We start from the raw sequence: 21,731 nt of genomic DNA on the forward strand, positions 1-21,731 counted from the left end.
CCTCACCCCTCTCGTGGTCATTCTGTGCTCGACCCGTCAAGATCGCCCTCCGGCGGGTGCCGGTGGGAGAGAAAGGGTGACGGCTCCCCGTAGGTCAGGGCGTGTGCCGTGTGGTGGGGTCCGGGGCGGAGGCCGGCGCCGTGCCCGGGGACGGCTGCCGCGGAAGGAGTACCGCGGCGGTGAGTCCGGCGAGCCCGATCACGGCCAGCGTGATCATGGCGGCGGCGTAGGCGCCGCTGGTGAGCCCGGCGACCAGGATGGTGCCGGCCACGGCCGTGCCCAGCGAGGAGCCGAGGTTCGACACGCTGCGGGAGAGGCCGGAGATCTCGCCCTGCCGCTCCTCGGGGAAGCTCGACTGGACGACGTTGACCGAGGGGGTCAGCATCACGCCGAGGCCCAGCCCGATCAGCAGGAGCCCGGGGGTGAGGGCCCAGGGGTTCGGGGAACCGCCGGCCATCGCGATCAGGACGACGATGCCGGCGATCGTGACGACGAAGCCGGTCATGATGAGGGTGCGCTGGGGCCGCCGCTCGGCGAGCCGTTGGGCCCCGAGCGAGGACACGAGCAGGCCGAGGGTGGCGGCGGTGAAGATGACGCCGGTCTGGATGGCGTCGTAGCCGCGCACGACCTGCAGGTAGGCCGCGATGGTGAACGAGGAACCCATCAGCAGCAGCCACTGGACGTTCTGCGTGACGAGGCCCAGGTTGGAGGTGCGACTGCGGAACAGGCTGGTGGACAGCAGGGGTTCCTTCCCCGCCCGCTCCTTGGCCCGGACGGACCGGAAGAACCAGAAGAGCACGAGGGCGCCGAGGACGAGCAGGCCGATCATCAGCCAGACGTTGTCGTCGGCCGCGAGGATGCCCATGACGACGAGGACGAGGCCGGTGGCCGAGAGGACGGCTCCCGTGGTGTCGAAGCGGCGCGCCGGATCGGGCGGCAGGGGGTCCTCGAGACTGCGGCTCAGCACGATGATCACGACGATGACCAGGGCCTGGAACACGAAGGCCGCCCGCCAGCTCAGCCACGACGTGATGAGCCCGCCGATCAGCGGTCCGGCGGCGGCGCCCATGCCGCCCAGCGCCATGATGACGCCGAAGGCGCGGGCGCGTGAGGTCAGGTCCGTGAAGATGAGCGTCGTGAGGATGTAGACGGGCGGGATGAGCAGGGCCGTTCCGATGCCCTCCAGGATCGAGTTCCCGAGGATCAGCACGCCCAGCCCCGGGGCGGCGGCGCTGAGCAGGGCGCCGATGCCGTAGATGACGAGGCCGGCCAGGAGACAGCGTTTGCGGCCGTGGATGTCGGTCAGCTTGCCGCCCGGGATCATCAGTGCGGCCATCACCAGGAGGAAGATCGTGATGGCGGTCTGCACCCCCTGGACGGTGGTGTCGAGGTCCTCGCTGATGTCGTTGATCATCACGTTCATGTTGGACCCGGCGAAGCTGCAGATGAACTGGGCGAGCGCCAGCGGGGCGAGGATGCGCCGCTGCGCGCCGGACGGCCGCTGCGGGGTTCGTGCCTGGTCCACCGGAACCACCTCCACACGCCCGTCCACCACGGGCGCGCTCGTTTCAGACTGCGCCGGGCCCGGCCCCGGCGCACGCCGGGACCGGTCCCGTCACGGGACTGGCCCCGTCACGGGACCAGGACGACCTTTCCGGCGACCGTGCCGGACTCGGCCAGGCGCATCGCCTCCGCGACGCGGGCCAGCGGGATGCGGGCGGCGACCTGGGGGGTGATCTCGCCGCGCTGGAGGGCCGTGAACACCTCGGTGAGGTCGGAGCGCAGGCGCGCCCGGAAGCGGTTCCTGGCGTAGGCGCGACCCGCCCACACGTTGAAGAAGTACGCGCGGCGGCCGTTGGGCAGGCCGTTCCACAGCCATACCCGTCCGACGAGCTTGAGCACCGGCCACGAGCCCGAGCCCTCGTCGTCGCGGGTGGCGGCGCTGCCGTACGAGACGAGGGTGCCGCCGGGGGCCAGGAGCCGCCAGGAGTCCACGATGCCGTCGCCGCCGACGTGGTCGAACACCGCGTCCACCCCGTCGGGCGCGAGGGCCCGGACCCGCGCCGGGACGTTGCCCGAGCGGTAGTCGACGGGGGTCACCCCGAGGGCGCGCAGCGCGTCGTGGTGGCGGGTGGAGGCGGTGCCGATCACCCGGGCGCCCGCGGCGAGCGCCAGCTGGACCAGGATCGAGCCGACGCCACCGTTGGCCCCGTGGACCAGGACGGTCTGGCCGGCCCGCACCCGGGCCTTGCGGTGGAGCATCTGCCAGGCGGTGATGCCGTTGACGACCGCGGTCTCGGCCTCCGCCGCGCCCACGCCGTCGGGGACCTCCACCACGTCGGCGGCGTCGAGGGCGACGTGGCTGGCCCAGCCTCCGGTCTTCGTCAGGGCGGCCACCCGTCGGCCGAGCAGCCCCGGGTCGACGCCCCTGCCGACGGCCTGCACCGTGCCGACCAGGTCGTAGCCGGGGACGAAGGGGAACTCGGGCTGGTCGTAGTACCGCCCGCGGCGCATCTGCTGTTCGGCGAAGGAGACCCCGGTCGCCTCCATCGCGACCACCACCTGGCCGTCCGCCGGAGCGGGGACCGGCCCCCGGTGCAGCTCCAGGCCCTCCGGCTCGACCTTGCCCGGCAGCACGATCTCGATGCGCTCGACGGTGTTCATGACGGCCTCCAGGAGTTCGCGCCGATGACGCGGATCGGATGAGCGCTTCTCGTGTTCGTTAGAAGCTATAACGAGAATGAACGGGCATTGCACCGATGTCAAGAGCAGTTCGTTCGATCGCGAGTGGGCATGCCGATGGTGATAGCTTCTAACTCCCCAGAAGACGGGCTACGAGAGGTGGCCGGCATGGCCGGAAGTGCGCAGACCCCCCGCGGGCGGTACCGGCAGCAGGTGCGCGAAGAGGTCAAGGAGAAGGCCTGGCAGCAGATCGCCGGCTCCGGCGCGTCCGCGCTGTCGCTGAACGCGATCGCCAAGCAGATGGGCATGAGCGGGCCGGCGCTGTACCGGTACTTCGCCAACCGGGACGAGCTGATCACCGAGCTCATCCGGGACGCCTACCGCAGCCTGGCCGACGCCTTCGGGGCCGCCGGCGACGGGGGAGCGGACCGGCCCGGCCCCGCCGCACTGGCGAGGGTGCTGCGCCGCTGGGCCCTGGAGGACCCGCACCGCTACTTCCTCGTCTACGGCACCCCGGTACCCGGCTACCACGCACCGCAGGACATCACCGAGATCGCCGCGGAGATGATGTCCGTCCTCCTCGGTGCCTGCACGGCCGCCGCGCCGGAACCCGCCTGCGGCGGGGAGCCCCGCGCCTTCGAGGAACACCTGGCCGGACACCGCGAGTGGGCCGTGAGCCGTCCCGACGCCCCGCCGGCGGCCCTGCGGCTCGCGCTGGCCTTCTGGAGCAGGCTGCACGGCGTGCTGTCCCTGGAACTGGCGGGCCACTTCACCGGCATGGGCCTGGACCCGGCCCTGTTCTACGAGGCCGAGGTGAGCGCCCTGACCGACCCCCTCGGCGACCGGAGCAGGCCGCAAAACGGCTGACAACCGCCCCTGGGGGGTACAGAATTGCCCCAGCTGACGTCGGGGGGCGCTCATGGGTCGGGCATTGCGGGTGGGGATACCCGTTCTTCTGCTGGGTCTGTTCCTGTGGTGGGCCTCGTACGCCACCACGATCATCGCCTGGGAGCTCCGCAAGGTCTTCTCCTGGTTCGCCGCGCCGCTGCTGGCGGGCGCCCTCGCCGCACTGCTGTGGCTGGTGGTCAAGCTGGCGCGGAGGGGCAGGGGTTCGCCAGGCGGGGGCACCGCGGCGGTGGTCCTCGGATGGGTGGGCGGCTTCCTCGGGCTGGGCCTCGCGGTCTGGTGGCTGATGTACGGGCCGTACCTCCAGGACCGCGCGTACATGAAGGACGTACGGATCGTGAGCGAGCCGGTGCCCGAGCTGGCGGCCCGGGCGCCCTACCTGGTCGGGAAGGCGCAGGCCGCCCCACACCTCGGCGACGTCACCGGTGAGATCTCCGACATCACGTACCTGCCCGACTCGAACCGCTTCGCGACCCTCGTCGAACGGAGCGGCTGGCTGGCCGGATACGAGGTCGGTCTCGTGCAGGAGATCCCGCTCGGCGGCAACGGCCGCAGCCAGCAGCGCTGTGCGTTCGACGTGGACAGGGCCGACGCCCGGATCGGCGGCTGGTTCACCCACAACCTGGGCCGGAAGATCTCCGCGCAGAAGCGCTGGGTGCGCTTCGACGCCGACGACGCCTACGTGACCTGCTCGGGCGACACCCCGATCGTGGTCGTCCCGCTCAAACGCCAGACCGGGATCCTGGTGGTCACCGAGCGGCCCGCCGGTCTCGCGCTGTACAACGGCAGGACCGGGAAGCTCACGATCACCTCTGACACGACCGCGGTGCCCGGCCCGACCTATCCGCTGAGCCTCGCGGCCCGCCAGCGCGAGGGCACCGCCGCGGTCGGCAGCTTCAGCGACTGGTGGTTCGAGCGCAGCGGCTGGGACGCGTCCGAGGACGGGGCCAACGAGGGCAACGAGTCGGAGTTCACCCTCCAGTACCGCGACGGCAGCGGCCGCAGCGCGTACGTCACCCCGCTCACCCCGCAGGGGGAGGCCAGCTCGGTCGTGGCCGTGTCCACGGTGCCGACGCGGCACCAGGGCGGCGGGCTCGCCCCGATGACCGTCCACCGGCTCGATCCGACGTGGTCGTCGCCTAAGGCGCTCGTCGAGCTGATCAAGGCCGAGTACCGGGACGTCTGCTGCTACAACGAAGACCGGGTGTTCGAGGTCGTACCCACCGGCGGCAGCACCTGGACCGCCACGATCGGCAGCGAGCAGAACATCCGGTACCGGGTGGAGGGCAGGGGCCAGGTCGCCGGCCGCGAGGCCACCTGTCTGAAGACCGCCGACGGGGCGCTCGTCCAGTGCGCGTACGCGGCACCGGGCTCACCGGAGGAACAGGAACTCCAGCGCCGGGAACAGGAGAAACAGAGACAGAAGGACCAGGGCGGGCCGGGCCCCGCCCCCGGCGACCTCAGCACCTACACCCCCGAGCAACTCGCCGACCTCCAAAAACGCGTCTCCGACGAGGTCGTCCGCCGCCTGAAGGGCGGCTAGGCCCAGGTGCGGGCCGGCCCGGGGAGGGATGTCCCGCCCCGGGCCGGCGGGTCAGGCGGCCGACGCCGCGAGCTCGGGACGCTCGGCGTTCGCGAGGAGTTCGATCAGCGACGTGCGGGCGCGGGCCACGCGGGAGCGCACCGTGCCGACCGGGCAGCCGAGCGCGGACGCCGCCTCCGCGTAGGGCAGCCCCAGGACCTGGGTCAGGACGAACACGTCACGGCGTTCGGCGGGTATCGCCCCGAGGAGTTCCGCGAGGGCGATCCCGTCCTCGAACCCCGGAAGGCCGCGGGGCTGGGCCCGTTCGGCGGCGGACTGCCAGTCGTCGCGGTCCGAGATCCTGGGGCGGGCCGCCTTGTGGCGCAGGCTGTCGATGACGGTGCGCCGGGCGATCGAGAGCAGCCAGGTGCGGGCGGAGGAGCGGCCCTCGAAGCGGTGCAGGCTGCCCAGGGCGCGCAGGAAGGTCTCCTGGGTCAGATCGTCCGCGGACTGCGGATCGGCGCTGAGGTGGGCCACGTAGCGCCGGACGTCGCGGTGCAGCGCCCGTACGAAGCGGTCCACCGCGTCGGGGTCGCCGTCGCGGGCGGCGAGCGCCAGCAGGGTCGTCGGCTCGTCCGGGCCGCCGGTGTGGCGCGGCGGCGCCGTCTCGGCGACGGTCGGACGGGGAAGCAGGGCAGGGGTCATCGCCTGATGTCCTTCTGGGAATCCGGGATCCGGGATCCGGCGCCGCGCACGCACTGCGTGGCGAGGCGGGCCGGTGAGCGGTACGGCCCGCCGGTCGGCGGGTCCGATGACCGAGGCGTGCAGCGCCGTGGCGTCGCGCGCGTCGGTGAGCCGGCTGTCAGCTGACAGCGGTCCCGGGCGGTGGCCCCCGCGAGGTCAGGGAACGGACGAGCAGCAGCCCGCGCAGGGGGCGGACCCGGCGGTCCGGGCGCATCCGCAGGCGCGGCCGGCCGACGGGCGCGGGCAGGCGCAGCACCACCCGCAGCGGTACGAGGAGCAGCCCGGCCAGGGCCCGCAGGACCCGGAAGGCGCCCTGCTCCCCGTACGCGAGCCAGAGCCCGCAGAGCAGGGCGGCGAGCAGGTGTCCGGCCAGCATGCCGGCCGGTGACATCGGCAGGGAGCCCATGTCGTGCCCGGCGGGCAGCGGCAGGGGCACGGAACCCTGCGCCGGCACGTGCACCGGCACGGGCATCGGCGCCTGCATCGCCATGGCCGTGCCGCTGCCGGTCATCGCCCCCGTCACGTGGTGGACGTGGCCGCCCGGCGGGCGTGCGGCCGGACCGGCGCACAGCAGGTACCCGGCCCACCGCCGGGCGAGGGAGGCCCCCGCATCGCCCGCGGCGGCCGCCTGAGCCAGCGCGAACCCGGCGTGCAGGGCGGCCTGGACGGCGACGGTCGTGGACGTGACGGCCAGGAGCCCGCGTTCGCGGCCGGCCAGTGACCAGCCCAGCACACCGGTGGCGGCGGAGGCCGCCGCCATGGTCCACGCGGGGACGGGCGTCCCCGTCATCAGGACGTGGGCGAGGGAGGCGAGCAGCACGCAGGTGGCTGCGAACATCGCAGCCCGTGCAGCGCGACAGCATCGTCCCCGGGTCATGGCGGGCTCATCGTCGCACCCCTCCCGAGGCGGTCACAGAGGGGCGCCCGGAATTGGCATCACCGGACAAAACCCCATGTGTCGCACATCACAACAAGCCTTGGGAACCGGCACGTTGGCCGCCGCGACCACTGCCCTGGACACAAATGACAGGCGCAGCAAGGGAGTCGGCAGTGGCGCAGCACACGACAGCGGCGAACACCGCCGGGGCAGGCGCGGACGGCCCGCTCACGGCGCTGCTCACCGCCGCCATGGCCTTCTCGATGCTCCAGCTGTTCCTGCTCGGGGCGTTCGGCCCGCGCCTGGTGGATGAAGGGGGCCTCTCGCCGACCGTCCTCGGTCTGACCACGACGATTGGCTTCGGGGCGGCGGCCGTGCTCTCTCCCGTCGGTGGCCGCATGGTGGACCGGACGGGGCCGCGCCGCTCCCTCGTCGTGCTGCTGCTCGTCTCAGCGGCGGCGCTCGCGCTGATCGGCGCCGCGTCCGGCCCGGGGTTCCTGCTCGCCGCCGTCGCCCTGGGAGGAGTGCCCCAGGCGCTCGCCAATCCCGCGACCAACAAGGCGATCCTGGCCGCCGTCGCGCCCGCCCGCCGGGGAGCGGTGACCGGGATGAAACAGTCCGGGGTACAACTCGGGGCGTTCGCCGCCGGGTTGCCGCTGGCGGCGCTGGCCGCAGCCGTCGGCTGGCGCGGGGCGCTCTGGACGGCCGCCGCCGCGGCCGCCGCGGCCGCCCTCTGGGCACACCGGGCACTGCCCGCCGATCCGCCTGTGACACGGGGGCAGCCGCGCACGTCGCTGTTGCCGCGGGGCGCCGTCGCGTGGCTGGCGGTGTTCTCCCTGTTCCTGGGCTGCGGCATCGCCTCGGTCAACACGTACGTGGCGCTCTTCGGGGCCCGCGAGCTCGGCATGGGGCCGACCCAGGCCGCGGCCCTGGTGGCGGTGCTCGGCGTCGCGGGTGTCGCCGGGCGGGTCGGCTGGTCGAGGGCGGCCCGGCCGGGGCGCGCCGAACGGCTGCCCGCAGGACTGGCGGCCGGGGCGGTCCTGGCCGCGTCCCTGCTGGCCGCGGCCCTGTACGTACGGCCACTGGTCTGGGTGGCCGCCGTGGCCGTCGGCGTGTTCGCCGTCTCCGGCAACGCCGTCTCGATGGTGCTGGTGATGCAGCGGGCCGCCCCCGGCCGGGCCGGCCAGGACTCCGCGCTCGTCGCCGCAGGGTTCTTCGCCGGGTTCGCGATCGGTCCCCCGCTGTTCGGGCCGCTCGCCGAGGCGGGCCGGTACGGGCCGGGCTGGCTGCTCGTCGCCGGGGAGTTCGCGCTGGCGGGCGCCGTCGCGACGGCCTGGGCCGGGCGGGAGCGGCGCGGCCCGCGCACGGAGGCGGCGGCGTGAGCCCGGGCGACTGGGCCGGGCGGGCGCTGTCCGACGTCCTCGACCGGGCCGCCCGTACCCGTGCCGAGACCGGCGACCGGTTCCCGCTGTACGCCGACCCGGCCACCGGCCACTGGACGACCACCGGCCGCGGTGCGTGGACCGGCGGCTTCTGGGCCGGGCTGCTGTGGCTGCGGGCCCGGCACACCGGGGACGCGGACGACCGGGCGGCCGCCGCCGCGTGCACGGCGCGACTGGCCGGCTGGGTCGAGGCCGACACCGCCGCGCGCGGGCTGATCCTCTGGTACGGGACGGCGCTCGCCGGCGACGACGCCGGTGCGCGCGAGCTGCGGGCGGCCGGCGCACGGGCGGTGCTGGCCGCGCTCGACACCGGACTCGGGCTGGTGCCCTGGGGAGCGGCCTTCGGCGGCCCCCGGCTGCTGGCCCGGGTGGACGGCGTGCCCGGCACGGTCGCACTGCTGGCCACCGCGGGCCCGGACGGTGTACGGGCCGCCGCATCCCACCTGCACCGGCACCTCGACCTGTGCCTCGGTGCGGGCGGACGCACCGTACCGGCCTGGGAGTTCGATGCGCAGGCGGGCTGGCGGCCGTGCCCGGAGCCCCCGGCCGGCTGGAGCAGGGGGAGTGCCTGGCTGCTGCTGGCGGTGGCCGACGCCCTGCACCGCCCCGAGGTCGCCGGGACCGCCCCGGACCGGCTGCGGGCGGCCGCGGAGCGACTGGCCGACGTGTGGACGCGACCCTGCACCCCGCTCGTCCCGCCGGCGGACGAGGAACGGCCCGTCGGCCCGCTGGACACCTCCGCAGCCGCCATCGCGGCCGTCGCGCTGCTGAAACTCGCCCGCCTGCCGGGCCCACGCGCCGCGCAGTACGCGTACCGGGCCGCCGCCATCCTGGAACGCCTGGTCGGCGAGCACCTGACCCGGGGCATGCTCCTGGACGGCTGCTACGACGCGCAGCGGGGCATCGCGGTCCGGCACGAACTGGTGTGGGGCGACTTCTTCCTGGCCCTCGGCCTGGCCGCACTGACCGGGCCGGCCGGCCTCCTGGAGGTCTGACCGGCGCCGGGGCGCGCCGCCGCGCCTCAGGGTCCGTACGTACGGAGCACCCGGCGGGCCACCGAGGTGATGTGGAGTTCGTCCGGGCCGTCGAGGATGCGGGCCGCGCGGCCCGTGCGGAACAGCGCCGGCAGCGGGGTGTCGGGGCCGAGCCCGGCCGCACCGTGCACCTGGATCGCCGCGTCCGCGACCTGCTGGAGCATGCGGGCCGCGGCGACCTTGGCCAGTCCCACCTCCACGTGCGCGTCCCCACCCGCCCCGATCACGGCCGCTGCCTCGTGGACCAGCGGCCGTGTGGTGCGCAGCGCGAGCAGCGCCTCGAAGACGTGCCGCTGGACCAGCTGGTGACCGGCCAGCGGACCGCGCGACCCCGTACGGGAGCCGGCGCGCCGGCACATGAGGTCGAAGGCGCGCTGGGCCTGGCCGAGCCAGCGCAGGCAGCGCAGGGTCCGGCCCACCTGGAGCCGCTCCCCGGCGATGGCGAGGGCCTGTCCGCGCTGCCCGAGGAGGTGGTCGCCGGGCACGACGACCCCGTCGAACCCGATCTCCCACTGGCCGGCGGCCCCGAACACGGGCAGTTCGCGTACGACGCGGAAGCCGGGGGAGCCGGTGGGCACCACCAGGAGGGAGAGGCCTTCGCGGTCGCCGGGCTCCCCGTCGGTCCGGACCAGGACGGTGACGAGGTCCGCCCCGGCGGCACCCGACACGAACCATTTGCGGCCGGTGACCCGCCAGCTGCCGTCGGGCTGTTCCTCGGCGCGCGTCACCGTACCGGCCGGGTCGGTGCCCGGGGTGTCCGGCTCGGTCATCGCGTAGCAGGCGCGCAGCTCCCCGGCCGTCAGGCGTCCGGGGTACAGGGCGCGGATCCGGTCGCCGCCGTGCCTGCGGAGCATCGTGGCATCGAGCAGGGACGCGGAGCCGAGGGCCGCCGGTCCGTGGTCGCTGGCCCCCTCGGCCTCGGCGAGCCGTGCGTACCGGGCGAAGGCAAGCCCCTGACCGCCCAGTTCGGCCGAGTGCGGCAGCGCCCACAGGCCCTCTTGCTTCGCGAGGTCCTGCAACTCCCGCAGGGCCGCGGCGCCGTGCACTCCACCCGCGTCGAGCACGGGCTCGTACGGCATGACCCGACTCCGTACGAACTCCTCGACCCGGTCCCGCAACCCGGCTTCTCCGGGGTGCGGTTCGGGACCTGCACCGCCGGCCTCCCGGCCGGCTTCCTCTCGGTTCTGCACCACTTCCTCCAACGCCCTGGGAACCCGTGGGAGCAGCCGTCCGACTGTCTCCCCGGGGAACTGGTCGGGCGCGTACCCGCCCGGGTTCCCGCGTCGAGCACATCCGGGGCGCCGGTCACCGCCGCCGCGCCAGGAGAAGAGGAGAGGCATGGCGTCACCAGCCGTCACCCGCACGGTCCGGCCGCTCGAAGGACTGCACCTCGCCGCCTCGGGGCCGCCCGGGCTGCTGGGCCCGGCCGTGGAGCATCTGGAGCTCCTCGGCGCGGACACGAGGACGGGCCCGAGGACGGACGCGAGGACGGACGCGAGCATGGAGACGAGGGACTCGGGAGCGGGCCCGGGCACGGCCGCGAGCGCGGGCGCGGGACGCAGGACCGCCGGGTCCGGCGACGGCCGTACGGCGCGCCTCACCCTGTCCGGCGCCGGGTTCGACCCTCAGGAGGCGTCCGTGCGCTGGTCGGCCCGTCCGTCGGACGGCATGGGCGACGAGGCCACCGTTCAGGCGGCCACCGGCATCATGGCCGTGCACGGGCGGCGCGACGGCGCCCCCCGTGGGCTGGCCGTCGACTACGCCACCACCGCCACGGGCGTCCTCGCCGTCTCGGGACTGCTCGCCGGGCTGCTGGCCCAGGCCCGGGGCGGCCCGGCCGGCAGGGTGTCCACGAGCGCCGAGCGGGCCGGACTGCTGGCGGTGTCCCAGTATCTCGCCGCGGCCGGCGCCGATGAGGGCGAGGCCGTCGAACTCGCCCCAGGAGGACCGCCGTTCACCTCCTCCGACGGTGTCGTCTTCGAGCTGGAGACCCTGGAGCCGGGTTCCTGGGCCGCGTTCTGGCGGGCCCTGGAGGCCCCCTTCGACGCCGTCCGGGCCGGGTGGCGGCCGTTCCAGTTCCGGTACGCCACGGCCTGCGCCCCCTTCCCCCCGGCCCTGCACACCACGGCGCGCACGCACACCTGGCGGCGGATCGAGGGCGCCGCCGCGGTCTCGGGAGCCGAGGTCTGCCGGCTGCGGACCCTCGACGAGCGCGCCGCCGAACAGGACGGCGCCCCGCCCTGGTCCCTCGCCCCGTACGGATCCGGCCCCCGGGCCCGGACCGGCCCCGCCACCGCGCCCTCCGCGGCCCGTCCGCTGGCCGGCCTCACCGTCCTCGAAGCCGGCCGCCGGATCCAGGCCCCGCTCGCCGCCCACCTGCTGGGGCTGCTCGGCGCCGACGTCGTACGGATCGAGCCGCCGGGCGGCGACCCGCTGCGCGGCATGCCGCCCGCCTGCTCGGGGATCTCCGCCCGCTGGCTCGCACTGAACCGGGGCAAGCAGGCCGCCGAGGTGGACATCAAATCCGCCGCGGGCCGCCGCCGGCTGCGCGAGATGGCCGCCGGGGCCGATGTCTTCCTCCACAACTGGGCCCCCGGCAAGGCGGCCGCGCTCGGACTCGACTCCGCGCACCTGGCCGCCGTGAACCCCGCGCTCGTCTACGCGTACACCGGCGGCTGGGCGGACCGCGTCCCCGACGCCCCGATGGGCACGGACTTCATGGTCCAGGCCCGCACGGGCGTCGGCGAAGCCGCCCGCCCGCGGGACGAGGCCCCCGCGCCGTCCCTGATGACCCTGCTCGACGTCCTGGGGGGACTCATGGGAGCCGAGGCCGTACTGGCCGGGCTGCTCCTGCGGGAGCGCACCGGGTCGGGCGTCCGCGTCGACTCCTCGCTGCTCGGCGCCGCCGACGCCCTCACCGCCCCCGCCCTGCGCCGGGCGCTGCGCGGGCAGGAGCCGCGCCGGCCCGCCGGATTCCGCCGGCCGCTGCGCACCGCGGACGGCTGGATCGCCCCCACCGACGCCTGTGCGCCCGCGGCCGCCGCGTACGACCTGCGCGCCCTGCCCACCGGCGCGGCCCTGGCCCAGCTGCGCGACCACGGCCTGTCCGCGACCGCGGTCACCACCGACCCGGCCGACCTGCACCACGACCCGCGCTTCCCCGGCTCGATCAGCCGCGACGCGCACGGTGCCCCCGCCGTTCCCGACCCCTGGAGCTTCGCATGACCGTCGCCCTGCACGACCTGCTGCCCGCCGGCCTCCGCCGTGCCTGGGCGGCCGACGGGACCTGCCCCGACCTCGACCTCTACAGCCTGTTCCGCGCCCGGCAGATCGCCGACCTGCACGCCACGGCCGTCATCGATGCCAAGGGCGCGCTCTGCTACACCGCCCTGGACCGCAAGGTGCGATGTCTGGCCACCGGCCTCGCGGGCCTCGGCATCCGGTCCGGCGACGTGGTCGGCGTCCAGCTCCCGGGCGGCCGGAACGCGGTCATCGCCGAGCTGGCCCTGGCCGCCCTCGGCGCGGTGGCACTGCCCTTCCCGGTCGGCCGCGGCAGCCTGGAGGCCGGGAACCTGCTGAGCCGGGCCGAGGCCGTCGCGGTCATCGCCGCCGTCGAACACCGCGGCCACCACCATGCCGCCGAACTCCGGGCCCTGGCGGATTCCCTGCCGGCCCTGCGCCACGTCATCGCCGCGGGACGGACGGGAACCGCCTCTGAAGGAACGATTCTCCTCTCCGAGTTGCTGCGCTCCGACCCGACCGAGTTCGTTCCGGCCCGCCCCGACCCCGACGGCGCCGCCCGCATCCTGGTGTCCTCCGGCTCCGAAGCGGAACCGAAGATGGTCGCGTACTCCCACAACGCGCTTGCCGGCGGCCGGGGCAACTTCCTCGCCTCGCTCATGCCCGACGCGACCCCGCCGCGCTGTCTGTTCCTCGTACCGCTCGGGTCGGCGTTCGGATCCAGCGGCACCGCCGTCACCCTCGCCCGGCACGGCGGAACCCTGATCCTGCTCGACCACTTCACCCCCGAGGCCGCCCTCGCCGCCGTGCGCGAGCACCGGCCCACGCACGTCCTGGGCGTCCCCACGATGGTCCGCATGATGCTGGACCGGCTCGGACACCCCGGGTCCGGCGGGGGAGAACTGCCCTCCCCGACCGCCCTGGTCCTCGGGGGATCGGCCCTGGACGAGACCACGGCCGAGGACGCCGCCCGCGCGTTCGGCTGCCCGGTCGTCAACCTCTACGGCTCGGCGGACGGCGTCAACTGTCACACCGGGCTGCGCCGCGAGGTCCCGGACGCCGACGGGACGGGCATCGTGGCCGGCCGCCCCGACCCCCGCGTCGCGGACATCCACATCGCCGACCCGGACACGCACGAACAGCTGCCCGACGGCGAGATCGGCGAGATCATCGCCCGCGGCCCCATGACCCCCATGTGCTACGTCGCCTCCCCGGACCTGGACGCCCGCTACCGCACGCCCGGGGGCTGGGTCCGCACGGGAGACCTCGGCCTGATCGACGGGGACGGCGTCCTGCACCTCGTCGGCCGCCTCAAGGACATCGTCATCCGCGGCGGGGCCAACATCAGCCCCGCCGAGGTCGAGCGGGAGCTGGCCGCCCACCCCCGGATCCGGGACGTGGTGTGCGTCGGAGTCCCGGACCCGCTGATGGGCGAGCGCCTCGCGGCCTGCGTCGTACCGCGCGGCCCCGAGGCCCCCACGCTCGCCTCGCTGGCCGCACACCTCACGCGCCGGGGCCTCGAACGGCGCAAACACCCCGAGCGGCTGCTGGTCCTGGCAGAACTCCCGCTCACCCCGGCCGGCAAACCCGACCGCACCGCCCTGCGCGAACGGCTCGCGGGGGCGGCCACCGCACCCCCGCTCGCCCATGCGGGCTGACGGCACGACGGCACGACGGTAGGACGGAACGACGGAACGACGGAACGACGACGGGACCACCGGATGAACCGCAGGAACCTGCTCCGCGCCTCGACCGCGATCGGCGCCGCCGCAGTGGCGGGCGCGGCCACAGCGCCGGCCTCCGCGACGCCACCACCGACCGCCGCGAATCCGGCCGGACCGCTGCGCGTACAGGTCGTCATGTACGACGGGGTGGAGGAGCTCGACTTCGCCGCCCCCTACGAGGTCTTCTGCGCCGCCCGCTTCTTCACGGACCGCGCGGTCGACGTCCGCTACGTCACCGCCACCGGCCCGGGCACGGTGCAGGCCGCGTACGGGACCCAGGTCCGGGTCGAGCACGCCTGGGCCCCGGGCTCGGCGGACGTCCTTCTCGTGCCGGGCGGCGGATACGCGCGCCGCGACAGCCCCGGGGTGTGGGCCGAGATCCGCAGCGGCGTGCTCCCCCGGAACCTGGCCGCGGCGGTCCGCCCCGGCCTCACCCTGGGCGCCGTCTGTACGGGAACCATGCTGCTGTCCGCCGCCGGAGTGACCCGCAACCGGCCCTGCACCACCCACCACAGGGCCCGGCCCGACCTCGAACAGCAGGGCGGCATGCTCAAGAACGCCCGGGTCGTCGACGACGGGGACCTGGTCACGGCGGGCGGCATCACCTCCGGTCTCGACCTCGCCCTGTGGCTCGTACGCCGGGAACTCGGTGCGGACGCGGCGACGAACGTGGAGTCCATGCTGGAGTACGAGGCGCGCGGCACGGTCTGGACGCGGGCCGCGGCCCGGCTGCCGTAGGCGCGGGAGGCGCAGGAGGCATCAGAGGCGGGAGGGGCGGGAGAGCACTTCGGTGCTCTCCCGCCCCTCCCGCTGTGCCCGCGGGCCGTCAGGAACCGCCCATGGCCTTCTTCAGGGCGGCCGCGGCATTGCGGTAGACGGGCAGCAGGTCCAGGTCCTCGCCGGGATAGTTGACGATCTCGACCTGCTTGGCGCCCGAGTCGGGCAGCACGGTCCCGGTCGTCATGTGGGCGTTGTCCAGGACCAGCGCCGGCTTCTTCCCCGAAAGCTCCGCGAGCTGCGCGGGGGTGACCGCTTCGGGACCGTACGTGCCGACCTGGGTGGCCCCGGCCAGCTCGGCCGACCAGGTGGTGAACACCTGGCTGACGACCGCCGGGCTCCGCCCGCCCGGCCAGGCCCCCCGGACGTCCTTCGCCAGCTTCGCGTACTCGGCGTCGAACGAGGCCGTCCACTGCGCGGCCGCCGTCTCCGTGCCGAACAGCTTGCCCAGGCGGGCCACTTCGGACCTGGCCCTGCCGGAGTCGTTGTCGAGGTTCACCTCGACCAGCTTGGCCTTCGAGCCCGCCGCCTCCTTGATCTTCGCCGCGTACGGCTCGAACGGCGCGTACAGCACGAAGTCGGCCTTGCCGACGGCTGCGAGGTCGGACGGCTTGGGGTCGTAGTCCGGGGCGTGGTGCACGGACTGGGGCACGATCACCTTGACGTCCTCGGCTCCGGCGGCCTTGGCGAAGGCGCCCTCCCAGCTGGTGGTGACCACGACGACCGGTTTCCCGCCGCCCTGGCCGGGTGTGCCGTCCTTCGATGCGGTGCCGTCGCCGGCTTCGGCCCCGCAGCCGGTGACGAGGGCGAGTGCCGCGCTCAGTGCGAGGAGGGAAGCGAATCGGACGCGGGTGCGCGCCATGTGGGGATGCTCCGTTCGGGAACGAGATGGACCGCGAGGACGACCGTCCCGGCGGTGAGGACGAGGACCGGCCCGGGCGGCCAGTCGAGACGGAGGGCGACGAGGAAGCCCGTGAGGTTCACGGTCACTCCGATCCCGACCGCCCACAGGGTGATGGACCGCAGCGAGGTGCCCAGGCGGCGGGCCGCGAGAGCCGGGAGCAGGGTGAGGGCGTCGACCAGCAGCGCGCCGGTGAGTTTGATCGCGCCGGCGACCGCCACGGCGACCAGGACCAGCAGCACCACGGTCAGCGCCCGCACGGGAACCCCGGAACACTGGGCGAGCTCACGGTCGTACAGGAGCAGGGCCACGTCGCGCCGCCGCCACCAGAACAACCCCGGTACGAGGGCCGCCAGCGCGCCGAGCACCACGAGGTCCGCGGTCCCCACCGACAGGATCGACCCCCACAACAGGGCGAACGCACCGGAGGCGTTGACCCCCGACACGGCCAGGACGAGCAGCGCGGCGGCGATGGCCAGGCTCATCAGCAGGCCCATCGCCCCGGACAGCCCGTCCGGGGTCCGGGCCAGCGGAGCCACTCCCGCCCCGGCCAGCGCGCAGGCCACCAGCGCGCACAGCATCGGGTCGAGCCCGGTCAGCAGCCCGACCGCGATGCCCAGCAGGGCGACGTGCATCATCGCGAACCGGACCGGCATGATGTCGAGCCCCACGATGACCACCCCGATCACCGGCAGGCCGGCCGCCGCCAGCAGCAGGGCGAATCCGGCCCGCTGTACGGGGACCAGTTGGAGCAGCTCGCCGAGAGCGGCGCCGGCGAGGATCACCCGGCCTCCCGAAGCCGGCCCGCGGCCATCTCCAGCACGCGGTCGCAGCGCTGCGCCAGTGCCCGGTCGTGCGTGACCACGACGAGGGTCACCGGCAGTGCGGCCAGCACGTCGGCCGCCTCCTCCTGGCCGCCGAAGTCCAGTGCGGCGGTCGGCTCGTCGGCGAGCAGCACCTCGGCCCCGGCGGCCACCGATCCGATGGCCCGGGCCAGGTACATCCGCTGGAGCTGGCCGCCGGACAGCGTGTGCAGCGGCCGTCCGAGCAGCGCGCCGACCCCCAGCTTCCGGGCCGCCTCGGCGGCCTCGGCCGGTGCGCCGCCGCTGGCCAGGAGTTCGTCGCCGAGGAGCGGGAAGCGGCCGGCCGCCGGCTTCTGCGGGATCCATGCGCAGCACCGCCGCCGCCAGGCCCACTCCGCGGCCGAAGCGGTGCCGCGGCCGCCGACCAGGATGCTCCCGGACACCTGGCGGTGCAGTCCGAGGACCGCGCGCAGCAGCGTGGTCTTGCCCGAGCCGTTGGTCCCTGTCAGTGCGACGCGCTCGCCCGCTGCGATCTCCAGGTCCACGTCGGCGACCGCCTCGACGCGGCCGTGGCGGCAGGCGACCCCCCGCATGCGTACGTCCAGTCCGCCCATCCGTGGCCCTCCCGTGGTTGCCGGAGCCGGGCGCCGGCCGGCGCCCCGATGGGGAGTTGGTCGGACGGCGGGCCCCTCCGGTTCCGGGCCGGTCAGGCGGAGTCCGGTCCGCCGCGGTCCGGTCCGGGGGAGGCCGCCGGGGCCGGGGCCGGGTCGTCGCCGCCCAGGTCGAGCCGGAACGGCGGGTACTCGTCCGTCATCAGCGCGGCGTAGGCGGCGACGCGCAGCACCCACCGGTTCAGCCCCACCACCAGGTCGAACAGGTCGCGCGGGTACTTCTCGGTGAAGGCGAGCGCCACCGCCGCGATGAGGGAGAGCAGCGTGATGAGACCGCCGCCGGCGCACCGGCCGTGGTGCATGCCGCCGGTGAAGAAGCCGATGACCAGGTACTGGGGGATCGCCAGGAGCCACCACTTCACCAGGACCAGCGGCCGGGACAGGCGTTCGGGGTAGGCGATCTCCAGGCGTGCCGGATAGCCGGGCTCCGGGCCGAGGCTGAAGGGCGGGTACCTGTCGGTCGCCAGGGCGCCGTACGCGTAGTACGAGACCCGCCACGACCAGCGGAGCACGCCGACGTTGAAGTCGAACAGGCCGCGCGGATAGCGCTCGGTGAACAGGATCGCGAAGAAGGCGATCACGCTGACCACGACGAAGGCGATCCACAGGAAGACCAGCACGATGTAGTGCGGGATCGCCAGGAGCCACTTCACCAGCCAGAGCCACCGCGACAGCGGGGCGTCCAGGTAGGCGTTCACCCTGACCGAGCGGTGGGCGGAAGCGTTCGCGGGCATGTTGCGTCACCGTCCCTGCCCGTGTCCGGCGTCGTGAGCGACCGGAGCGGGGCACCTCCATCATCCGCGCAGCGGGGACCGGGCTCCACTCGGACCCCGCGGGCCGATGTCCCGATGTGACAGACAACCGTCATTGCGGACGTCCGGCGGCACGGCCAGGATGGACGCATGTCCACGCCCCACCGCGTCGTGATCGCGGTCTTCCCCGATGTCGACCTGCTCGACGTCACCGGTCCCGCCGAGGTCTTCGCCCTCGCGGGCCGGGAGGCCGGGCGCCGGCTGTACGACGTGCGCCTGGCGGGTCCGGACGGCGGCCAGGTCACCACCTCGGCCGGCGTCCGGCTGGTCACCGACCTCTCGTTCGCCGAGGTCGGCGCCGCCGTGGACACCCTGGTGGTGCCCGGCGCCGTCGAGGCGGCCGAGGAGGGCCCGGTCGCCCGCGTCGACGACGAGGTGGTGCGGTGGATCGCCGCCACCGCCCCGCACGCCGCACGGGTCGCCTCGGTGTGCGTCGGCGCGCACCTGCTGGCCGCGGCCGGCCTGCTGGACGGGCGCCGCGCCACCACCCACTGGTCCACCGCCGCCCAGCTGGCGGCCGAACACCCGCGGGTCGAGGTGGACCCGGACCCGATCTTCGTACGGTCGGGCCGGGTGTGGACCGGGGCCGGGATCAGCGCCTGCATGGACCTGACCCTGGCCCTGGTGGCCGAGGACCACGGCGAGGACCTGGCCCTCGCGGTCGCCCGGCAGCTGGTCATGTACCTCAAGCGGCAGGGCGGCCAGAGCCAGTTCAGCGTTCCGCTCAGCCGCCCGCCCGCCTCCCGCAGGGACATCGACGCCCTGCGGGCCCACATCACCGACCACCTCGGCGCGGACCTGTCCGCCGCCGCGCTCGCCGCCCGGATGTGCATGAGCGAGCGGCACCTCGCCCGGACCTTCCGCAAGGAGCTGGGCACCAGCCCGGCGGCGTACGTGGAAGCGGTACGGGTGGAGGCCGCCCGACGGCTGCTGGAGACCACCGACGAGCCGCTGGAACAAGTCGCCGCGGCAGCCGGTCTCGGCTCGGTGGAGACCCTGCACCGGGCCTTCCGCAAGCAGATCGCCACGACCCCGGCCGCCTACCGGCGCCGGTTCCGCACGGCGCACTGACCCTTTCCCACAGCCACCACGCACCACCCCCCACGCACGCACCACCCAGCACGCACCACCCACTGCCCGGCGCACCCGCGCCGGAGCACGGCTTCGCCGTGCCCGCTTCCCGCTTCCCGACCCGAAGGACGGTCCACCATGTCCGCATCCGCATCCGCATCCGCATCCGCATCCGCGTCCGCCGTGCCCGTGCCCGCGTCCACCACGCTGCGCGAGCTCCTCGGCCTCCCGGGCGAGCTCCCCCGCCTGGCCGGGTCCACCGTCGTCATGATCGACTTCCAGAACACCTACCGGTCGGGGGCGCTGGCCCTGGAGGGCGCCGAGCAGGCCCTCGCGGCGGGCGCCCGCCTGCTGGCGGCGGCCCGGGCCGCCGGGACCCCGGTCGTCCACGTCGTCAACGACGGCGGCGAGGGGACCCCGTACGACATCCGGGCCGAGATCGGCTCCATCAGCGCGGAGGTCGCGCCGCGCGAGGGGGAACCGGTCGTGGTCAAGCAGGCCCCCAACGCCTTCCACGCCACCGAACTGGAGAAGACCCTGCGGGAGCTGGGCGCCGGCCCCGACCTGGTGATCGCCGGATTCATGACGCACATGTGCGTCACGTTCACCGCCCAGGGCGCCTTCCACCTCGGCTACCGCCCCTGCGTCGTCGCCGACGCCACCGCGACCCGCGCGCTGACCGCGCCCGACGGCAGCCCGGTGTCCGCCGCAGCCCTCCAGACGGCGAGCCTCGCCACGATCGGTGACCTCTTCGGCACGGTCGCCCCGACGGCCGGGGCCCTCCTGGGGTGAGGCCCGCCCCGGGGTCAGTGGACGACGCTGAAACTGCGCCAGGGCAGGGCGACCGGGGCCGTCACGTCCGACAGCGTCGTGGCGACGTAGATGCCGTCGGCCCCGGCGACCTTCCTGCAGTCCAGCGTCGGGTACAGGATGATGTCGACGAGCGTGTTGTTCTCGACGTGCGTCGCGCCCTTCGGCAGCGCGATCTTGTGACAGCCCACCACCGGCGTGTTGGAGTAGCTCAGGAAGACCGGCGAGTCGTTGCCGCGGAACGTGAGCACGCCGACGGTGCTCCGGCCCAGGCCCGAGCAGGCGGTGACCGTCAGCAGCAGTGCTGCGGCCGCGGTGATGACGCCGATACGCCGACTGTGGGACATGGCGCGGTCCTCGTCTGTGCGGTGGTGGATGGCCTTGCGCACAGCCTGCCCCGGCGGGGCGCGGGCGGCATCCGGTGCGCGGCCGGGCGGATGAACGCGGCGCCGGGGGGAAGGGAGTCCGCCATGACCGACCTTCGCATCGGCGTCCTCGGGTTCGGGCTCCGCGGCAGCCTCGCGCGCACGGCGCACCGGCCGGGCCGCGGCGCCACCGTCACCACCGTCGCGGATCCCGGTCCGCGGGCCCGGGCGGCGGCCGCCGCGGCCTTCCCGGGCGCGCACGTCACCGCCGATCCCCGGGCGGTGACCGAGGGCCCCGGCATCGACGCCGTCCTCGTCCTGACCCCCGACCACACCCATGCCGACCTGGCCTGCCGGACGCTCGTCGCCGGCAGGCCCGTCTTCGTCGAGAAGCCGCTCGACATCTCCGTGGAGCGCTGCGACGAGATCCTGCGCACCGCCCGCGCGACGGGCACCCGCCTGTACGTCGGGCACAACATGCGGCACATGCCCGTGGTGCGCACGATGCGCGCACTGATCGCGGCCGGGGCGATCGGCCGGGTCAGGACCGTGTGGGTACGGCACTTCGTGGGCCACGGCGGCGACTGGTACTTCAAGGACTGGCACGCCGAACGCCGGTACACGACGGGCCTGCTGCTCCAGAAGGCCGCCCACGACATCGACGTGCTGCACTGGCTGGCCGGCGCCTACACCGACGACGTCCAGGCGATGGGCGACCTCATGGTCTACGGGGACAACCCGCACCGCCGTGCCCCCGGTGAGCCCAGGGGCGACGACCGGCCGCCCGAGGGCCAGGAGGACGGCCACTGGCCCCCGCACACCCAGCGCGGCCTCAACCCGGTCATCGACGTCGAGGACGTCTCGCTGCTCAACCTGCGCCTCACCAACGGGGTGCTCGCCGCCTACCAGCAGTGCCATTTCACCCCCGACTACTGGCGCAACTACACCGTCATCGGGGACGCCGGCCGCCTGGAGAACTTCGGTGACGGCCCGGGCGCCGAGGTCCGCGTCTGGAACAGCCGGCGCTCCGGCTACCGGGCCGGGCCGGACGCCACCCACACCGTCCCGGACACGGAGGGCGGCGGTCACGGCGGCGCCGACCCGCTGCTGATGGACGAATTCCTGCGCTTCGCCCGCCACGGGGGAGCGACGGACACCTCGCCCGTCGCCGCCCGGATGGCGGTCGCGGTGGGCTGCCTGGCGACGGAATCCCTGCGCTCCGGGGGCACGCCCCGACGGGTACCGCCGCTCGACCCGGCCCTGGTGGCGTACTTCGACGGGGGCCAGAGCCCCTCGGCACACCACTGACCGGCCCCCGGCCGGGGTGTTTGTGCCCAAGAGTTCCCCAAG

20 protein-coding genes are annotated in these 21,731 nt (G+C 74.7%); 10 read left to right on the forward strand and 10 right to left on the reverse strand.

The genetic code is table 11. The features are described 5' to 3' along the window. Nucleotides 1-94 precede the first annotated feature (94 nt). Nucleotides 95-1,525 carry an MFS transporter gene (locus tag ACIPK4_RS20040; RefSeq protein WP_402314326.1) on the reverse strand — a complete coding sequence of 477 codons (1,431 nt, stop codon included), beginning with the start codon at nucleotides 1,523-1,525 and terminating at the stop codon, nucleotides 95-97. 107 nt (nucleotides 1,526-1,632) lie between these two features. Then, nucleotides 1,633-2,664: a medium chain dehydrogenase/reductase family protein gene (locus ACIPK4_RS20045; RefSeq protein WP_402314328.1), complete on the reverse strand. Its 1,032-nt coding sequence runs from the start codon at nucleotides 2,662-2,664 to the stop codon at nucleotides 1,633-1,635. 186 nt (nucleotides 2,665-2,850) lie between these two features. On the opposite strand from ACIPK4_RS20045, the gene ACIPK4_RS20050 reads away from it, so the two are divergent. Continuing rightward, nucleotides 2,851-3,549: a TetR/AcrR family transcriptional regulator gene (locus ACIPK4_RS20050; protein ID WP_402314330.1), complete on the forward strand. Its 699-nt coding sequence runs from the start codon at nucleotides 2,851-2,853 to the stop codon at nucleotides 3,547-3,549. A 70-nt stretch (nucleotides 3,550-3,619) separates the two neighbouring features. Next, on the forward strand, nucleotides 3,620-5,131 hold the full coding sequence (locus ACIPK4_RS20055) for a hypothetical protein (RefSeq protein ID WP_402314332.1): 1,512 nt from the start codon (nucleotides 3,620-3,622) through the stop codon (nucleotides 5,129-5,131). A gap of 51 nt (nucleotides 5,132-5,182) precedes the next feature. On the opposite strand, the gene ACIPK4_RS20060 is transcribed toward ACIPK4_RS20055, so the two are convergent. Both ACIPK4_RS20060 and ACIPK4_RS20065 read right to left on the reverse strand, forming a co-directional pair. Then, nucleotides 5,183-5,815: a sigma-70 family RNA polymerase sigma factor gene (locus tag ACIPK4_RS20060; protein ID WP_402314334.1), complete on the reverse strand. Its 633-nt coding sequence runs from the start codon at nucleotides 5,813-5,815 to the stop codon at nucleotides 5,183-5,185. Between the two features lie 157 nt (nucleotides 5,816-5,972). Next, entirely contained in the window at nucleotides 5,973-6,692 is a 720-nt protein-coding gene (locus ACIPK4_RS20065; protein WP_402314336.1) for a hypothetical protein, read from the reverse strand. A 212-nt stretch (nucleotides 6,693-6,904) separates the two neighbouring features. Between ACIPK4_RS20065 and ACIPK4_RS20070 the strand changes: the two genes are divergently transcribed. Both ACIPK4_RS20070 and ACIPK4_RS20075 read left to right on the forward strand, forming a co-directional pair. Further along, complete coding sequence (locus ACIPK4_RS20070) at nucleotides 6,905-8,113, forward strand: MFS transporter (protein ID WP_402314338.1); 1,209 nt, start codon at nucleotides 6,905-6,907, stop codon at nucleotides 8,111-8,113. Continuing rightward, nucleotides 8,110-9,168, forward strand: a complete 1,059-nt coding sequence (locus ACIPK4_RS20075) for a sugar ABC transporter permease (protein ID WP_402314340.1) — start codon at nucleotides 8,110-8,112, stop codon at nucleotides 9,166-9,168. Before ACIPK4_RS20070 ends, ACIPK4_RS20075 begins: the two co-directional genes overlap by 4 nt. Nucleotides 9,169-9,194: 26 nt before the next feature. On the opposite strand, the gene ACIPK4_RS20080 is transcribed toward ACIPK4_RS20075, so the two are convergent. Then, a complete protein-coding gene (locus ACIPK4_RS20080) occupies nucleotides 9,195-10,325 on the reverse strand; it encodes an acyl-CoA dehydrogenase family protein (protein ID WP_402314410.1) in 1,131 nt (376 codons plus the stop codon). 220 nt (nucleotides 10,326-10,545) lie between these two features. Here ACIPK4_RS20080 and ACIPK4_RS20085 point away from each other — a divergent pair, with 220 nt between their 5' ends. The 3 genes from ACIPK4_RS20085 to ACIPK4_RS20095 all read left to right on the forward strand — a co-directional run bounded on the left by ACIPK4_RS20085 (nucleotide 10,546) and on the right by ACIPK4_RS20095 (nucleotide 14,909). Continuing rightward, nucleotides 10,546-12,432 carry a CoA transferase gene (locus ACIPK4_RS20085; RefSeq protein ID WP_402314342.1) on the forward strand — a complete coding sequence of 629 codons (1,887 nt, stop codon included), beginning with the start codon at nucleotides 10,546-10,548 and terminating at the stop codon, nucleotides 12,430-12,432. Beyond that, nucleotides 12,429-14,105, forward strand: coding sequence for a class I adenylate-forming enzyme family protein (locus tag ACIPK4_RS20090; protein ID WP_402314344.1), 1,677 nt, complete (start codon nucleotides 12,429-12,431; stop codon nucleotides 14,103-14,105). The genes ACIPK4_RS20085 and ACIPK4_RS20090 overlap by 4 nt, the downstream gene beginning before the upstream one ends. 63 nt (nucleotides 14,106-14,168) lie before the next feature. Then, the gene (locus tag ACIPK4_RS20095; protein WP_402314346.1) at nucleotides 14,169-14,909 is read left to right on the forward strand and encodes a DJ-1/PfpI family protein; all 741 of its coding nucleotides are present in this window, start codon (nucleotides 14,169-14,171) and stop codon (nucleotides 14,907-14,909) included. An 88-nt stretch (nucleotides 14,910-14,997) separates the two neighbouring features. Here ACIPK4_RS20095 and ACIPK4_RS20100 read toward each other — a convergent pair whose 3' ends face one another. The 4 genes from ACIPK4_RS20100 to ACIPK4_RS20115 form a co-directional block, all read right to left on the reverse strand. Further along, nucleotides 14,998-15,810, reverse strand: a complete 813-nt coding sequence (locus ACIPK4_RS20100) for an ABC transporter substrate-binding protein (protein ID WP_402314348.1) — start codon at nucleotides 15,808-15,810, stop codon at nucleotides 14,998-15,000. After that, entirely contained in the window at nucleotides 15,768-16,634 is an 867-nt protein-coding gene (locus tag ACIPK4_RS20105) for a metal ABC transporter permease (RefSeq protein WP_402314350.1), read from the reverse strand. The genes ACIPK4_RS20100 and ACIPK4_RS20105 overlap by 43 nt, the downstream gene beginning before the upstream one ends. Continuing rightward, nucleotides 16,631-17,266: a metal ABC transporter ATP-binding protein gene (locus ACIPK4_RS20110; protein WP_402314352.1), complete on the reverse strand. Its 636-nt coding sequence runs from the start codon at nucleotides 17,264-17,266 to the stop codon at nucleotides 16,631-16,633. Before ACIPK4_RS20110 ends, ACIPK4_RS20105 begins: the two co-directional genes overlap by 4 nt. Before the next feature lie 92 nt (nucleotides 17,267-17,358). Further along, nucleotides 17,359-18,057 carry a DUF4389 domain-containing protein gene (locus tag ACIPK4_RS20115; RefSeq protein ID WP_402314354.1) on the reverse strand — a complete coding sequence of 233 codons (699 nt, stop codon included), beginning with the start codon at nucleotides 18,055-18,057 and terminating at the stop codon, nucleotides 17,359-17,361. A 168-nt stretch (nucleotides 18,058-18,225) separates the two neighbouring features. Between ACIPK4_RS20115 and ACIPK4_RS20120 the strand changes: the two genes are divergently transcribed. Both ACIPK4_RS20120 and ACIPK4_RS20125 read left to right on the forward strand, forming a co-directional pair. Further along, a complete protein-coding gene (locus tag ACIPK4_RS20120) occupies nucleotides 18,226-19,206 on the forward strand; it encodes a GlxA family transcriptional regulator (RefSeq protein ID WP_402314356.1) in 981 nt (326 codons plus the stop codon). A 138-nt stretch (nucleotides 19,207-19,344) separates the two neighbouring features. Next, on the forward strand, nucleotides 19,345-19,998 hold the full coding sequence (locus ACIPK4_RS20125) for an isochorismatase family protein (protein WP_402314358.1): 654 nt from the start codon (nucleotides 19,345-19,347) through the stop codon (nucleotides 19,996-19,998). Between the two features lie 14 nt (nucleotides 19,999-20,012). On the opposite strand, the gene ACIPK4_RS20130 is transcribed toward ACIPK4_RS20125, so the two are convergent. Then, nucleotides 20,013-20,363 carry a hypothetical protein gene (locus ACIPK4_RS20130; protein ID WP_402314361.1) on the reverse strand — a complete coding sequence of 117 codons (351 nt, stop codon included), beginning with the start codon at nucleotides 20,361-20,363 and terminating at the stop codon, nucleotides 20,013-20,015. A gap of 123 nt (nucleotides 20,364-20,486) precedes the next feature. Here ACIPK4_RS20130 and ACIPK4_RS20135 point away from each other — a divergent pair, with 123 nt between their 5' ends. Continuing rightward, complete coding sequence (locus ACIPK4_RS20135) at nucleotides 20,487-21,689, forward strand: Gfo/Idh/MocA family protein (RefSeq protein WP_402314363.1); 1,203 nt, start codon at nucleotides 20,487-20,489, stop codon at nucleotides 21,687-21,689. Nucleotides 21,690-21,731 lie beyond the last annotated feature (42 nt).

The organism is Streptomyces sp. NPDC086989, from assembly GCF_044745505.1.
Classification (GTDB): domain Bacteria; phylum Actinomycetota; class Actinomycetes; order Streptomycetales; family Streptomycetaceae; genus Streptomyces.

Coding starts and splice junctions, on each gene's coding strand:
- ACIPK4_RS20045 (WP_402314328.1), bottom strand. CDS start 2,664: ATGAACACCGTCGAGCGCATCGAGATCGTGCTGCCGGGCAAGGTCGAG.
- ACIPK4_RS20050 (WP_402314330.1), top strand. CDS start 2,851: ATGGCCGGAAGTGCGCAGACCCCCCGCGGGCGGTACCGGCAGCAGGTG.
- ACIPK4_RS20060 (WP_402314334.1), bottom strand. CDS start 5,815: ATGACCCCTGCCCTGCTTCCCCGTCCGACCGTCGCCGAGACGGCGCCG.
- ACIPK4_RS20065 (WP_402314336.1), bottom strand. CDS start 6,692: ATGTTCGCAGCCACCTGCGTGCTGCTCGCCTCCCTCGCCCACGTCCTG.
- ACIPK4_RS20085 (WP_402314342.1), top strand. CDS start 10,546: ATGGCGTCACCAGCCGTCACCCGCACGGTCCGGCCGCTCGAAGGACTG.
- ACIPK4_RS20090 (WP_402314344.1), top strand. CDS start 12,429: ATGACCGTCGCCCTGCACGACCTGCTGCCCGCCGGCCTCCGCCGTGCC.
- ACIPK4_RS20095 (WP_402314346.1), top strand. CDS start 14,169: ATGAACCGCAGGAACCTGCTCCGCGCCTCGACCGCGATCGGCGCCGCC.
- ACIPK4_RS20100 (WP_402314348.1), bottom strand. CDS start 15,810: ATGGCGCGCACCCGCGTCCGATTCGCTTCCCTCCTCGCACTGAGCGCG.
- ACIPK4_RS20110 (WP_402314352.1), bottom strand. CDS start 17,266: ATGGGCGGACTGGACGTACGCATGCGGGGGGTCGCCTGCCGCCACGGC.
- ACIPK4_RS20115 (WP_402314354.1), bottom strand. CDS start 18,057: ATGCCCGCGAACGCTTCCGCCCACCGCTCGGTCAGGGTGAACGCCTAC.
- ACIPK4_RS20120 (WP_402314356.1), top strand. CDS start 18,226: ATGTCCACGCCCCACCGCGTCGTGATCGCGGTCTTCCCCGATGTCGAC.
- ACIPK4_RS20125 (WP_402314358.1), top strand. CDS start 19,345: ATGTCCGCATCCGCATCCGCATCCGCATCCGCATCCGCGTCCGCCGTG.
- ACIPK4_RS20130 (WP_402314361.1), bottom strand. CDS start 20,363: ATGTCCCACAGTCGGCGTATCGGCGTCATCACCGCGGCCGCAGCACTG.
- ACIPK4_RS20135 (WP_402314363.1), top strand. CDS start 20,487: ATGACCGACCTTCGCATCGGCGTCCTCGGGTTCGGGCTCCGCGGCAGC.